The 13,199-nt window shown below is 62.2% G+C and carries 17 protein-coding genes; 7 read left to right on the top strand and 10 right to left on the bottom strand.

Features of this window, described 5'->3' with window-relative positions; genetic code table 11:
* Window positions 1–59 precede the first annotated feature (59 nt).
* The 3 genes from ABSY17_RS15510 to ABSY17_RS15500 form a co-directional block, all read right to left on the bottom strand.
* Entirely contained in the window at window positions 60–686 is a 627-nt protein-coding gene (locus ABSY17_RS15510; protein WP_378942611.1) for a hypothetical protein, read from the bottom strand.
* Between the two features lie 153 nt (window positions 687–839).
* A complete protein-coding gene (locus ABSY17_RS15505; RefSeq protein WP_378942609.1) occupies window positions 840–968 on the bottom strand; it encodes an ABC transporter in 129 nt (42 codons plus the stop codon).
* Window positions 969–1,132: 164 nt separating this feature from the next.
* Window positions 1,133–1,726: a L,D-transpeptidase gene (locus tag ABSY17_RS15500; protein ID WP_378942606.1), complete on the bottom strand. Its 594-nt coding sequence runs from the start codon at window positions 1,724–1,726 to the stop codon at window positions 1,133–1,135.
* A gap of 261 nt (window positions 1,727–1,987) precedes the next feature.
* On the opposite strand from ABSY17_RS15500, the gene ABSY17_RS15495 reads away from it, so the two are divergent.
* Window positions 1,988–2,740: an SDR family NAD(P)-dependent oxidoreductase gene (locus ABSY17_RS15495; protein WP_378952723.1), complete on the top strand. Its 753-nt coding sequence runs from the start codon at window positions 1,988–1,990 to the stop codon at window positions 2,738–2,740.
* 26 nt (window positions 2,741–2,766) lie between these two features.
* Here ABSY17_RS15495 and ABSY17_RS15490 read toward each other — a convergent pair whose 3' ends face one another.
* Together ABSY17_RS15490 and ABSY17_RS15485 are read right to left on the bottom strand one after the other, a co-directional pair.
* Window positions 2,767–3,357 (bottom strand): hypothetical protein, encoded by a 591-nt coding sequence (locus ABSY17_RS15490; protein ID WP_378942604.1) that lies wholly within the window; start codon window positions 3,355–3,357, stop codon window positions 2,767–2,769.
* A 5-nt stretch (window positions 3,358–3,362) separates the two neighbouring features.
* Window positions 3,363–4,145: an enoyl-CoA hydratase-related protein gene (locus tag ABSY17_RS15485; protein WP_378942601.1), complete on the bottom strand. Its 783-nt coding sequence runs from the start codon at window positions 4,143–4,145 to the stop codon at window positions 3,363–3,365.
* A 154-nt stretch (window positions 4,146–4,299) separates the two neighbouring features.
* Between ABSY17_RS15485 and cysE the strand changes: the two genes are divergently transcribed.
* Together cysE and ABSY17_RS15475 are read left to right on the top strand one after the other, a co-directional pair.
* Complete coding sequence (cysE, locus tag ABSY17_RS15480; protein WP_378942598.1) at window positions 4,300–5,148, top strand: serine O-acetyltransferase; 849 nt, start codon at window positions 4,300–4,302, stop codon at window positions 5,146–5,148.
* 136 nt (window positions 5,149–5,284) lie between these two features.
* The gene (locus ABSY17_RS15475) at window positions 5,285–5,488 is read left to right on the top strand and encodes a DUF3126 family protein (protein ID WP_378942595.1); all 204 of its coding nucleotides are present in this window, start codon (window positions 5,285–5,287) and stop codon (window positions 5,486–5,488) included.
* A 39-nt stretch (window positions 5,489–5,527) separates the two neighbouring features.
* Here the strand turns inward: ABSY17_RS15475 and ABSY17_RS15470 are convergent, their stop codons facing one another.
* On the bottom strand, window positions 5,528–6,253 hold the full coding sequence (locus ABSY17_RS15470) for a hypothetical protein (RefSeq protein ID WP_378942593.1): 726 nt from the start codon (window positions 6,251–6,253) through the stop codon (window positions 5,528–5,530).
* Between the two features lie 222 nt (window positions 6,254–6,475).
* Between ABSY17_RS15470 and ABSY17_RS15465 the strand changes: the two genes are divergently transcribed.
* Window positions 6,476–7,009: a gamma carbonic anhydrase family protein gene (locus tag ABSY17_RS15465; protein ID WP_378942591.1), complete on the top strand. Its 534-nt coding sequence runs from the start codon at window positions 6,476–6,478 to the stop codon at window positions 7,007–7,009.
* A 110-nt stretch (window positions 7,010–7,119) separates the two neighbouring features.
* Here ABSY17_RS15465 and ABSY17_RS15460 read toward each other — a convergent pair whose 3' ends face one another.
* From ABSY17_RS15460 to ABSY17_RS15450, 3 genes are all read right to left on the bottom strand, one after another.
* Window positions 7,120–7,725 carry a transglutaminase-like cysteine peptidase gene (locus ABSY17_RS15460; RefSeq protein WP_378942589.1) on the bottom strand — a complete coding sequence of 202 codons (606 nt, stop codon included), beginning with the start codon at window positions 7,723–7,725 and terminating at the stop codon, window positions 7,120–7,122.
* Between the two features lie 277 nt (window positions 7,726–8,002).
* Window positions 8,003–8,614 (bottom strand): PilZ domain-containing protein, encoded by a 612-nt coding sequence (locus ABSY17_RS15455; RefSeq protein WP_378942587.1) that lies wholly within the window; start codon window positions 8,612–8,614, stop codon window positions 8,003–8,005.
* Between the two features lie 118 nt (window positions 8,615–8,732).
* The gene (locus tag ABSY17_RS15450) at window positions 8,733–9,371 is read right to left on the bottom strand and encodes a PAS domain-containing protein (RefSeq protein ID WP_378952423.1); all 639 of its coding nucleotides are present in this window, start codon (window positions 9,369–9,371) and stop codon (window positions 8,733–8,735) included.
* Window positions 9,372–9,774: 403 nt separating this feature from the next.
* On the opposite strand from ABSY17_RS15450, the gene ABSY17_RS15445 reads away from it, so the two are divergent.
* Together ABSY17_RS15445 and ABSY17_RS15440 are read left to right on the top strand one after the other, a co-directional pair.
* Window positions 9,775–10,515 (top strand): rhomboid family intramembrane serine protease, encoded by a 741-nt coding sequence (locus ABSY17_RS15445; RefSeq protein WP_378952420.1) that lies wholly within the window; start codon window positions 9,775–9,777, stop codon window positions 10,513–10,515.
* 105 nt (window positions 10,516–10,620) lie between these two features.
* On the top strand, window positions 10,621–11,052 hold the full coding sequence (locus ABSY17_RS15440) for a CBS domain-containing protein (RefSeq protein ID WP_378952417.1): 432 nt from the start codon (window positions 10,621–10,623) through the stop codon (window positions 11,050–11,052).
* Between the two features lie 52 nt (window positions 11,053–11,104).
* Here the strand turns inward: ABSY17_RS15440 and ABSY17_RS15435 are convergent, their stop codons facing one another.
* Complete coding sequence (locus tag ABSY17_RS15435) at window positions 11,105–11,362, bottom strand: YjhX family toxin (protein WP_378952414.1); 258 nt, start codon at window positions 11,360–11,362, stop codon at window positions 11,105–11,107.
* Between the two features lie 332 nt (window positions 11,363–11,694).
* On the opposite strand from ABSY17_RS15435, the gene gatB reads away from it, so the two are divergent.
* Window positions 11,695–13,197, top strand: a complete 1,503-nt coding sequence (gene gatB, locus ABSY17_RS15430; protein WP_378952411.1) for an Asp-tRNA(Asn)/Glu-tRNA(Gln) amidotransferase subunit GatB — start codon at window positions 11,695–11,697, stop codon at window positions 13,195–13,197.
* Window positions 13,198–13,199: the final 2 nt, after the last annotated feature.

Raw genomic sequence — 13,199 nt, 5'->3', positions numbered from 1 at the left:
TATTCCATCAATTGACTGCTTTCCGCAAGCAGTGCGCGGGCAGGGCAGGCGCATAATATCTATGCCTTGCCCGCGTTCATCTCGCGGAGTTTGGTTACGAATTGCTGCGAGCGAAGTTGGATGGCGGGCGTCTTGTAACCCATCGTTTTGGCGATGCTGGCGACAAAGGCATTGCAGTTGTAAAGCGCGGCGTGCCAGACAGGTGAACTCTTTTGCAGCTTGCGGATATCTGCAACGACCTTGTTGTACTCGCTTTCGCTAAGCATGACGCGCCAGCTTGCCGAGCGATACTTCTCTTCCAGGTCGCCATCGCTCACGCCGGTTTCCGCCGCCACCGGCACGAAATGGCCGAGCATATACGGCACCTGGCTCTCCGAGCGCGGATGCAGGCCGGCGACCTGCGGATTGATCATTTCGCCGCTTCTGTTGGCGCGGCCGAAAACGACATAGGTGTGGCCGTAGCTGAGCGCATAGCGCGAGCGGAATTCGATGAAATAGCCATAGCCTTTGCTTGCCGTCGTCTTGGTGTCGATGGCGATCGCGGCAGTGGCTGGCGCCAGTACCGGCTTCTTGCCATCATCCGCGTTCGACACGTACCGCGGCAAGGGCGCGGTGTCCTGGCATGCCGCCATGGCAAGCGTGAGAAAAGCCAAAACAGATAGTCGGCTGCTTGTTACAAGCGCCATTGCCGCTGCTCCACTTCTGACTTCTGATGTGTCCAGGTCACAGCAAATCCACCCGTTGGCCCTGGCGGAATCCAAAGGCTGCCGTGATCCATATTGCCGTTCATGGTGAGAGGGTCGGTTACGGCCCCCTCACCATTTCACGCGGCCGATGCGCTATTTGTAAACCGGCGCCGGTTCCACGACGGGAGCAGGCGGCGGGGCTTTGCCTTTGCCGACATAGGCGCAGCCACTGAGGCCTGCCACGGCGATAATTGCGATTGCTGCTGCTAGAAATCTGCTCATAGGTACTCCTTCCCCCTTGTGGTGGAAATGTGACTAGGCAGAACTCCACGAAAAGCTGTGGACCTCTCCAACTTAACCGTCAAAGTTGCCAAAGCCAAGCGCAACATTGACACAGTCGCAAGTAGTTTACCGGGCGGCTATTCAGCCGCCGACGGTAGCACTACTCACATCACCAGAACCGTAGTCCCCACGGGAGTACGTTCGTAAAGGTGTATTATGTCGTCATTTGTTAGACGAATGCATCCGCTCGATACTGCGGTGCCGATTGACCATGGCTCGTTTGTGCCATGCAGGCGGAGCATTGTGTCTTGTCCGCCGCGGTAAAGGTAAAGGGCGCGTGCACCGAGCGGATTATTGGGCCCGCCGGGCACGCCACCTGCATATTTTACGAGACGTGGCTTGCGCCGCATCATGTCGTCGGTCGGTGTCCATGCCGGCCAATCCGCCTTGCGGCCGATGGTGGCCATGCCTTTGACGGTGCGCCCCTCCTCGCCGATGCCCACGCCGTAGCGCGTGGCCCAGCCGTTGCCTTCGACCGCATAGAGGAAACGCTGGGATGTATCGACGACGATCGTTCCTGCAGGCTGGCTGGTGTCGTACCGTACACGCTGTCGCCGGTAGCGGCGATCGACGGGCGGGTGCATGTTGTAGGCGGAGAACCTGGGCGCTCCCCACTCTCTTCCCGTTGAGGTGCATCCGGAGGTCAGTAATGCCAAGCTACCCAGTATCAGGCTGCGTCGCGTGATCTCGCTGTCCATGGCGGCCTTCTCAAAGTCTGGTCCCCAAATATTAGCTCTATCTTAATGACCGGTGATGGCTTGTCCAGTTCTTGCGTGTCGCCCGATTGATCTAGATCGCTGCGGCTAGCGTCTGCAAATTCGCGAATAGTGCTTGGATTTCCGAAAAAGACTGGCGACGCAATCCATGGTCTGATCCGAGATGAGCGCCCGGATTTTATTGACTTGCGAGAGTGGCTCGCGACTGATCTCATGGGTTGCAGTCGGCGAATTGGGGAAATGATGAAGTCCAGCTTCAGGGGGAAAGTGGCGATCGTGACCGGCGGCGGCTCGGGCATAGGTGCTGCCGTCGCTAGGCAACTCGGCGAGGCAGAAGCCGAAGTCGTCGTTGCTGATCTCGACGCCGAGGCTGCCCGCGCCATTGCCGCCGAGATCCGTTCGCTTGGCGGCAAGGCACTTGACTACGCTGTCGATGTTGCCGATCCGGCAGCCGTGGATAAGCTGATCCAGTTCACGGTCGGCAAGTGCGGCGGCCTCGATCTGGCGGTCAACAATGCCGGGGTCTCTGGCGTGCGCAAAGCCACCGCCGACTATCCGCTCGATGACTGGCACAGCTTGATGAACGTCAATCTCAACGGCGTCTTTTACTGCATGAAATACGAGATCGCCGCCATGCAGCAGCGGGGGGCGGGCGCAATCGTCAACATGTCGTCGGTGCTCGGCTCCGTCGGAATGCGGACGGCGCCGGCCTATACGGCGGCAAAGCATGGGGTTGTCGGACTGACAAAGGTCGCGGCACTGGAATATGCGCGAAGCGGGATTCGTGTAAACGCCGTCGGTCCCGGCTGGATCGACACGCCGCTGCTGTCCGAACAGATGGACCGGGAATTGCGGCTGCTGACGGCCCTGCAGCCGATGGGTCGGTGCGGGAAACCGGAAGAGGTGGCGGCACTCGTGTGCTTCCTGTTGTCGGATCAAGCCAGCTTCATCACTGGCAGCTATCACCTGGTCGACGGCGCATATTCCGCGCACTGATCGGAGACTTTTTCGCGCTCAGCGGCTCAGCGGCTCAGCGTTTCGAGCGAGCGCTTCATGTTGGCTCGCGCCTGTCGTTCGAAGCGGGCGGCCAGGATATCGGTATGGAAGATGCGGGGGCGGGCGAGAAAACCGCGCAGCACCGCAGCCCGGCCTTTGCGCCAGTCGGTGTCGCTCACCCAGGAATATTCGCGCCTGACAGCTGCTTCGTAGGCATCGAAAGCGGTAGCCGGCGCGCCGAGGATGGCAAGATCCATGTCGAGGAACAGGGCTGCATCTTGTCTCGCATGCGCATCCGCCAATGGCGGGATTTCGTGCGTGGCCGTGGCTTCGATCATGGCGACGATGCGCGCGATGCGGGCGTCGTCTGTTCGCCCTTTCAGCTTGTCGGCGGCAAGGGCTGCACTTTGCGCCTCGTTGTCCTTGCTGCGGCTGTCGTAGATCGCATCATGAAACCAGATCGCGGCATCGACGGCGTCGGGATCGGTCAGATCGGCACGGTACTCCGCTGCAAGCGCCAGCAGCGCCTCGATGTGGCGAATGCCGTGGTAGTGGCGATCAGGTAAACGGTAGTGCGCTGCGAGTTCGGCTTTGATCGCATCGTCGACGAGGCGCATGGGGCTCACCGGCCCTTGAAGACCGGAGTGCGCCGGCCATGGAATGCCGCTCGACCCTCTGCGTAGTCGTCGCTGAGGAAGGTGGCGTCACCTGCCGCCTGGGCTGCCTCTGCTTCCGCCGGATCGTGGCTGAGGGCGGCGCGGATCGCCGCCTTGGAGGCGCGCACCGAAAGCGGCGCGTTCCGGGCGATGGTGCGGGCGATCTCGTCGATACGCGCCTCGAAGCGGTCGGCGTCGACGATTTCAAGCAGGAAGCCGGCGGAAAGGGCAGCCTGCGCGTCTATGCGTCCGGCGGTGTAGGTGAGATAGCGCGCCATCTGCTCGCCAGCGGCCCAGACGATGTCGCCCATGGCATCCTGCGGATAGGCAAGGCCTAGCCGGGCGGCCGGCACGGCAAACTGCGCGTCGGCGGTGGCAATGCGCAGGTCGCAGGCGGCAGCCAGGCCGAATCCGCCGCCGAAGCAAATGCCGCGGATGGCCGCGATGACCGGCACGGGCGCATTGCGGAGTGCGGCGAAGGCCGCCGAATTGGTCGCCTCGTAGGCGCGGGCGCTCTCGGCATCGCCGCGCAGAGTGTCGAACTCGCCGATGTCGGCGCCGGCGGAAAAATCATGGCCAGCGCCGCGCAAAACGATCACCCGGACGGCGGGGTCAACCGACAACCCGTCCACCAAGGCAGCGATTTCGATCCACATCGCCTGGGTGACGGCGTTTTTCCGCGCCGGGCGGTTGATGACGATGGTGGCCACGCCATCGGCTGTGGTGACCAGCAAGGGTTCAGTTTTCATGACGCCTTGAATATCCGCGAACCAAATCCATCTGAACGGGCACGAACGAGACGAACTGAACGACCGCTAAGGAAAATTGAGTTCAATCGTGCTAGCATGTCGCTTATATGTCCCGCGCGGGAATGCACAAGCCGACAGTGAACGGAGACCGACGATGAACACACTATCCGCTTCGCGTCCGGGTTCGCTGAAGCCGGTCGATCCGATCTGGAAATCGGTCCGCGACGAGGCCACGGAGGCAGTCGGCCGCGATCCGGTGCTGGCGGCATTCCTCTATACCACGATCCTCAACCAGGAAACTCTCGAGGAGGCGGTGATTCATCGCCTGGCCGAGCGCCTGGCGCATCAGGATCTCGGCGCCGACCTGATCCGGCAGACCTTCTACGCCATGCTCGAGGACCGGCCGGACTGGAGCGAAACGGTACGCACCGACATCCAGGCCTATTACGACCGCGACCCGGCTTGCGACCGCTATCTGATGCCGGTGTTGTATTTCAAGGGTTTCCACGCCATCCAGACGCATCGGCTGGCGCATTGGCTGTGGAATCGCGGCCGCAAGGATTTCGCACTTTACCTCCAGAGCCGATCGTCGTCGGTGTTCCAGACCGACATCAACCCGGCGGCACGCATGGGCAAGGGCATCTTCATCGACCATGCCACCGGCCTGGTGGTCGGCGAAACCGCCGTCATCGAGGATGACGTCTCGATCCTGCACAACGTGACGCTCGGTGGCACGGGCAAGGCCGGCGGCGACCGTCACCCGAAGGTCCGCTACGGCGTGCTGATCGGCGCGGGCGCCAAGATCCTCGGCAATATCGAGATCGGCCATTGCGCCAAGATCGCCGCCGGTTCGGTGGTGCTGTCGCCGGTGCCGCACAACAAGACGGTGGCCGGTGTGCCGGCGCGGGTGGTGGGAGAAACCGGCTGTGACCGGCCGTCGAGCCAGATGGATCAACTCCTGACTGCCCAGAACATGGACCACGTCATCAGCTTCGACATCTGAGGAGACATCCCCTTTTTCGTCGGTCGGGGAAGGGAAGCGCAAGCTATTTGGCGCGGGGTAAGCCACGCCTTGCCTTTACATCGCCCTCTTCGACGTGTCAGAAGCACGTCTCTTAACGACAAGCCGGAGAAGCCAGTTGAAGCCGGAAGAAATCCGAAAACTCGACGCTTATTTCAAGCGCCAGTTCCAGAACCCCAAGATCCAGGTCAAGGCGCGCCCGCGCAAGGACGACTCGGCCGAGGTCTATGTCGGCGAGGAATTCCTCGGCATTGTCTTCAAGGACGAGGATGACGGCGACTACAATTTCTCGATGGCGATTCTCGACGTCGATCTGGACTGAGCAGACCTGACAGGACGCCGCGCGTTCGGCGCGCGGCCGTCACTTCGTGCGTAGCATCGCCTTCGCCTTGGCGATCACGGCAGTATCCAGCGCGCGCCACTCTCCCAAAAGCTCCCGCGGAAACCGGTAGGTCAGGCTCAGATCCTGGCCGACGAAGACGTCGCGCTCGCAAGGGGCAAGCGATTCCTCCGCTTCGGCGCCGCTGAGGCAGCGCGCCACGAAGGGGAGTTCGCCGGCGCGGGCTGCAACGGCAAGCACTTCGTTGAGATAGCCCGAGTTTTCGCGGAAACCATACAGCGTCATGCCTTCGGGGCCCGGCACACCCGGCTGGACGGTGAGTGCGCTGTAGATCGGCTGCAGCCGGCCACTCATGTCGCGTGACATCATGCGCGGCTCGAAACCCAGGAAGATGATGCGCTTGTTGCCGTCGCTATTGTTGAAAGCCGGCCGCGCCGCCTCGCCGTAGCCGTCCATCTCGGGCCAGCGCAAATAGAGATCGAGGCGGCTGGCGACGCCGTCGCGGCGGGATCGTTCGAACCGGATCATGTTGGCCGGCGCCGAGATGACGTCTTTGCCGATGACGATCTCGTGCATGCTGATGTCGTCGGTGTAGCCGGCCATGGAAATCGTGCGGCCGAACCAGCGACCGCCGACGCTGACTGCCACAGACAGGATGGCGAGCGCGGCGAAGGCGTAGAACACTTTCAGAATCAGTGTGGAATTGACTACCTCGAAGTCAGGACTGTCGGTCGTCTGCTGTCCCATCGTCTGTCCCCGGGGTGGCTCACCGCCCGGGGATCCGCTTCGATCATTGGGCTTTTGCAATCCGGCATCCCAATCAACAAGCCCACGGGCGCGGGCGTTTTGCGACCCGATTTCCACCGACATTGCGCCTGCATGGTTAATGGCGCGTTAAGCGGCCTTGGTGCTTGCCTTGCCGGAGGCCGCTCCATAATTTGCGCGCGACCAAACGGAAGGGACCACAACATGCCGCTTTACGCACTCGACGGGATCGAGCCGCAGTTCGAGGATCGCAGCACCAACTGGGTAGCGCCCGATGCGGCGGTGGTCGGCGACGTCAGGATTGGGCGCGATGTCGGCATCTGGTTCGGCGTGGTCATCCGCGGCGACCGCGAGGCGATCACCATCGGCGCCGGCTCCAACATCCAGGAGCATACGGTGATGCACACCGATCCCGGTTTTCCGCTGAGCGTCGGCGAGGGCTGCACGGTCGGCCACCGCGCCATCCTGCACGGCTGCACGGTGGGCGACAATTCGCTGATCGGCATGGGCGCGATCGTGCTCAATGGCGCGAAGATCGGCAAGAACTGCCTTGTAGGCGCCGGCGCGCTGGTGACCGAAGGCAAGGAGTTCCCCGACAATTCGCTGATCGTCGGCTCGCCCGCCAAGGTGGTCCGCACGCTCGACGATGCGGCAGCCGAGCGGCTGCGCAAGTCGGCCGCGAATTATGTCCAGAACCAGCACCGCTTCGGTGCCGGGCTTGTGAAGGTCGCCGACTAGAAAAGGCTCTCCACCCAAAAAGGGCGGAGCCGGCCCGGGGAAATGGGCCGGCTCCTAGGCCCGGTCGTTGGGGACGGGGAGGGGGGCGACCGGGTTTTTGGCGATGAAGCCTAGCGAACCGAGGCCACCGCGTCGGCGCGGCCGTCATTGATCGCGATCCACACGCCGGAGTTCCGCTCCGACTGGCGCTTCAGATAGGTGTATTCGGTCTCGTTCCAGGTCAGCACGCGCGTGTCGAGGTTGTCGAGGATGAACTCGCCCAGGCTGGTACGCACGGTGAGGACGGCGTGGCCTTCGCCATTGGGCTGGCGCGCTACCGTCACCAGCAGGTCGCCGGCCGGCAGGCCAAGTTGCATCAGCCTGCGGCGCTTTTCCAGCACATAGTCCTCGCAGTCACCGGCGCCGTTGGTCGGGTACGACCAGTATTCCTCGACGCCCCACATCTCCATGTCGGTGAGCGGGGTGACCGAGGTGTTGACGTCGTTGTTGATTGCGACGATCTCCGCCCACAGCGTGCGGGTCAGTTCCGTCGGCGTCTGGCTGGCCGTCTTGGTGTTGCACTCGACGGGCGAGCGCTTGCACAGCTCGTAGTGCCCGATCGGCTGCGTGGTGCGGCCATTGGTCTGCATGTAGGACGGACCGGCCAGCGCGCTACCCAAGGCGCCAGCCTGAATTGTCGCGACCAGAAGCAGCAGCCATCCCCGACGCTTGAACATTTTCTTGTCTCCCCGTTTGAGAAGACAATGACAGGTCCGGATTTATTCCGCGCAAAGCCGCGCAGTAGATGTTGAGTAAAAACAACGGCGTAGTTGATTCAAATTGTATCTATCGGGCAATCGCGTGGCTGGCTGCCAAAGGCAGAACGGGGCAGCTTGCCGCATTCGATAGGTACTGGCATGCGGTGGCGCAAAGCTAAAATGGCGCAGCCGAAGCTACGCCATTTCAAGGTTGCGGATGTGGTGGGGGCGGGATGGGTAAGCGCCGGTCGCGCCGTCAGGGGCGGTTGAACTCGCTGTCGAGCGATTCCGGCCGCTGGACGACGGCGAATTCGATGGCGACTCCATCCTCGAAATGGCGGACGATCTGGCCGCGCATCGTGCCGAGCATGACCTGGACGCCGATCGCAGGCTTGACTTCGATCTCGATGGCCGCGCCCGAAAGCGACAGGTCGATGATGCGGCACGGATATTGGCGGCCGTCGGTCAACTGCAGCGAGCTGATCGGGTTGCGCGGCGCGACGCGCTCGTGACGGCGGTCTTCGGGCAGGTCGAGTTCGTGCTTGTTGGCGAGCCAGGTAAGTTGGGCCGCAAGCTTGTCCTTCTTGCGCTCCGAGGCGATGACCGTCATCGCGAAGCCATCCGGCAGGGTGCGGGTGACGACGCCTTCGACGCGGCCGATGTGGTCGATATAGGCAATGACCTTTTCGCCCGGCATGCCCGAGCGTTCGGAGCGGAAGGCGACGTTGCCGGGGGACATGTCGACGACCTGGCCGGCATGCTCGCTGCGATCCTCAAGCATGAAACGGCCATAAATCTTGACGCGAACGCGCTGGAAGTTCCGCCGTTCTGCCCGTGACGGCGCGTAGTCAATCGCCGCTGGCCTCATGCTGACCTCATACCTGTCGAATTCGGCAACCCTCGGTCGGGGCTGTCACCGGCAAAAAATACCGCCAGATAGGTTAACAAACCGATAGGGGCGTGATCTCAGCGGATGCCTTGTCGCGCTATTCCTCGCGTCCGCCTTCCAGCACGAACAGGTGACGAATCCGGCGGGCGCCGTCGAGCGGGCCCGGCGCTCCGTGCAGCGCTGAATCGCTTGGCGCCAGCGACGGAACCGTGACCGCCGGGCGGTTGCGCAGAAACACCGGCTCGACATCCGGGTCGACGACGCGCACGCTTTCGATCGAGGAGTCGGTGAGTGGATCGGAGCCAAGCCAGAACGGCCGGTCGACGCTCGACAGGACGCCCAGGCAGCGCGGGTTCTCGATGCCGCCGTCGAGCGGCAGCAGCAGCATTTCAAAGCTCGTCGAGCGCAGGCTTGGCGTGAAGCCGTCGAAGGTGATGACCACCACTGACTTCTGCTGGAACACGCCATAGGCAAGCCGGGCGATCAGCCGCTGGTCCTTCGGTCGCCACAGCGAGGGGAACGAAAAGCCCTTGAGCTCACGTCCGAAGGTGGCGCAAAGCCGCGTGCCGGCCAGACGGAAGACGGCTTCGCCACGGCTGTCGCGCTCGAGGATGAAGGTATCGGCAAGCAGACCCTTGATGTCGGCCGGCTCGATCTCCGTGCGCTTTGGCGCGGGCCTGCCATCACGGAGGCGGTTCCAATATTGGAACAGTGCCAGCGATCCTTTCTGTTTCATATTGCTCCGCTCCGAGCGTTTCTGTTCCGGATGTGCCATCGCTGGACAGAATCGCTTCAATCTTGAGGACTACATGAGACGCGGAGCAGGACGCGTGCCAGTCGCGGTAACAGTTGTTAACGAATGGGATCAGTTAAGGTTAATAAAGGGTTTACGTTGCTGCGCACCAAGTTCCGTGGCACCTTCGCGTCACTCCTTGAAGTGGCCGCCGAGCGGTGGCCGACAGCACTTCAGTCAGGGTTTTTGGGGAACGGGCAGGGGGGCTCGACCAGCCGTTCAGGGGCAACCCTGGACGGCTTTCTTTTTGCGCTTTTGGCCGTGCCGTCTAGAACCGTTTCCATTTCGCCATGAACGGCCCTAGATGAAGGTCCGGCAGCGGCCGGATGAAACCGGACAAGCGTGAATGAACGAACCTGCACGGCCAATCAATGAGTATCGCGGCTCCATCGGGGCCGAGCCGGAGCGGCGGGAGCCTGTCTTCAACCTGCCGGCCATCGTCATTGCCATCATCGGCGCCTGTGTGGCGATCCATCTGGTTCGAGTCTACTTGCTCACTCAGGCGCAGGATGTCTGGCTGCTTGTCCGCACCGCCTTCATTCCGGTGCGCTATTGGGCGATCTATGCCGGTGAACTGCCGCTCGACATCTACGCCTTCACCACTCCGTTGTCCTATGCGTTCCTGCATGGCGGCTTTGCCCATTTGATCATCAATATGGTCTGGCTGGCCGCCTTCGGGTCGCCGCTGGCCAATCGGCTTGGCGTCATGCGCTTCGCGCTTTTTTTCGCCGCGACAGCATTGGCGGCGGTGGCGTTGCACTATGTGCTCCATCCGCTCGACGCAGCACCGCTCGTCGGCGCTTCGGGTGCGATCTCGGGGATGATGGGGGCGGCGGCGCGGTTCAGTTTCCGCATCGACCGCTCGCACGGCAAGCCGGCCTTTGACGGGGCGCCGTTGCCGTTCCGCGACGTGCTCCGCTCGCGCAGCACAATGACCTTCCTCGGTGTCTGGATGATCATCAACCTGGTTACCGGCGTGGTCGGTTTCGCGCCCGGGGTGGAAAACCAGATCGCCTGGGAGGCCCATATCGGCGGCTTTCTGGCGGGCTTTCTGGGGATCAGGTTGTTCGACCGCAAGGGGCCCTGAGCCTGACGTCGTCGTACTTGAAATACGGCCTGAGGCAGCGCACCATGTATGTGGCCGCAAGGCCGCGGAAGAGCGTGCGCAGACCGACGGCGGAAGGAGGCCCCGATGACTGTAAAGGCAATTCTGGACAAGAAGGGCCACGAGGTATTTACCATCGGGCCAAACGAAAAGCTCCTCGATGCCGTGCGCATGCTGGTTGATCACCGCGTCGGCGCGCTGGTCGTCACCAATGGCGACCACAAGATCGTCGGCATCCTGTCCGAACGCGATGTGGTTCGCGTGGTCGGCAAGGATGGCGGTGCCGCGCTTGAAAAGACGGTGCGCGAGGTGATGACGCCCAAGGTCAAGATCTGCAACGAGAGCCATACGGTCAACCAGGTCATGGAGATCATGACCAATGGTCGTTTCCGCCATCTGCCGGTCGAGCGCGATGGCTATCTCTACGGCATCGTTTCGATCGGCGACGTCGTCAAGCGCCGTATCGAGGATGTCGAGCGCGAGGCCGAGGAGATCAAGGCCTACATCGCCCACGCCTGATCCTGGGACGGCATGACACCGGGTCCGCGCAGGCGGACCCGGCTCGTCTTGGCTATCTGTTGTCGAGTTCGGAGCGGACGAGTTCCAAGCCTCGCCTGGTGATACGGTAAGGACCGCCTTGCGAGGAGGCCACGGCCTTCTTGCGCTTCAGTTTCCTGAAAAGCTCGAGGTCGAAACCCGGATAGCGCCAGCCGTCGCGGGTCAGGCAGATCACTGCCTCGATCTTCCTGTTGTCGTCTTTTTCGATTTCAATACGCCCGCCCTGGGCGAGCAGGTGCAGAATGCGCTGCTCTATGCGCGAAATGTCCATTTGTGGATGAATCCCGGAAAACCGGGCCGATCAGCACGCTGGATCGGCCCAAACAAAAAAGCCGCCGCCGCGAATGCTCGCGGCACGGGGTTTTTGGTTTTCACGCCCCGCCTTCGTCAGAAGGTCGGGGCTTCAGCGGGACTCAGACGAGTTGAACATCCAGACTCCATAGGGATGCGCCCTATATAGCGGCAATGGTTCCTAGGTGCCAGCAGGGCGCCGCTTTGCCGCACATTTCGTACGACAAGGTTGCAACGACGCAACGATTGATCTAGCGAAACCATACGCGTTGTCGGCCGGCCGACAAGACAGACAAACGATTCCGGATCGCCATGACCCTCATCGATACCCGCACGCCCGACGCCAAGCGTCTCATCCCCGGTGCCACCGGCGACTGGGAAGTCATCATCGGCCTGGAGGTCCATGCCCAGGTCACGTCGGAGGCAAAGCTGTTCTCCGGTGCCTCGACCGCGTTCGGTGCCGAGCCCAACGCAAATGTCAGCCTGGTCGATGCGGCGATGCCCGGCATGCTGCCCGTCATCAACGAGGAATGCGTCAAGCAGGCGATCCGCACTGGGTTGGGCCTGAAGGCGCAGATCAACCTGAAGTCGGTGTTCGACCGGAAGAACTACTTCTATCCCGATCTGCCGCAGGGCTACCAGATCTCGCAGTTCAAGCAGCCGATCGTCGGCGAGGGCACGATCACCATTTCGGTCGGTCCCGACCGCAAGGGTGAGTTCGAGGACATCGAAATCGGCATCGAACGCCTGCATCTCGAGCAGGACGCCGGCAAGTCGATCCACGACCAGCACCCGACCATGTCCTATGTCGATCTCAACCGTTCGGGCGTGGCGCTGATGGAGATCGTCTCTAAGCCCGACATGCGCTCGTCTGACGAGGCCAAGGCTTACGTGACCAAGCTGCGCACCATCGTGCGCTATCTCGGCACCTGCGACGGCAACATGGACGAGGGCTCGATGCGCGCCGACGTCAACGTGTCGGTGCGTCGTCCGGGCGAGCCCTTCGGCACGCGCTGCGAGATCAAGAACGTCAACTCGATCCGCTTCGTCGGCCAGGCCATCGAATATGAAGCGCGCCGCCAGATCGCTATTCTGGAGGACGGCGGCAAGATCGACCAGGAGACGCGCCTGTTCGACCCCAACAAGGGCGAGACGCGCGCAATGCGTTCGAAGGAAGAGGCGCACGATTACCGCTACTTCCCCGATCCGGACCTTCTGCCGCTGGAATTCGACCATGCCTATGTCGACGCGCTCGCCAAGGACCTGCCCGAACTGCCCGATGACAAGAAGGAGCGCTTGGTCAAGTCGCTCGGCCTGTCAGTCTACGACGCCTCGATCCTGGTCTCGGAGAAGGCTATCGCCGACTATTTCGAGAAGGTGGCCGCCGGCCGCGACGGCAAGCTTGCTGCCAACTGGGTTATCAACGACTTGCTCGGCGCACTGAACAAGGCCGGCAAGGACATTGAAAACGCTCCTGTTTCGCCCGATCAGCTGGGTGGCGTGATCGACCTGATCAAGGAAGGCACCATCTCCGGCAAGATCGCCAAGGACCTGTTCGAGATCGTCTGGAATGAAGGCGGCGACCCGCGCGAGTTGGTCGAAAGCCGCGGCATGAAGCAGGTGACCGACACCGGCGCCATCGAAAAGGCCGTCGAAGACGTGATTGCCGCCAATCCCGACAAGGCCGAGCAGGCGCGTGCCAAGCCGACCATGGCCGGCTGGTTCGTCGGCCAGGTGATGAAGGCGACGGGCGGCAAGGCCAACCCGCAGGCCGTCAACGACCTGGTCAAGGCCAAGCTCGGCATCGAGGAATAGAA

The organism is Mesorhizobium sp. ANAO-SY3R2 (assembly GCF_042466635.1).
Lineage (GTDB): Bacteria > Pseudomonadota > Alphaproteobacteria > Rhizobiales > Rhizobiaceae > Aminobacter.
The sequence above is the reverse complement of the archived record's forward strand: the minus strand, read 5'-3'. Positions and strand labels throughout refer to the sequence as shown.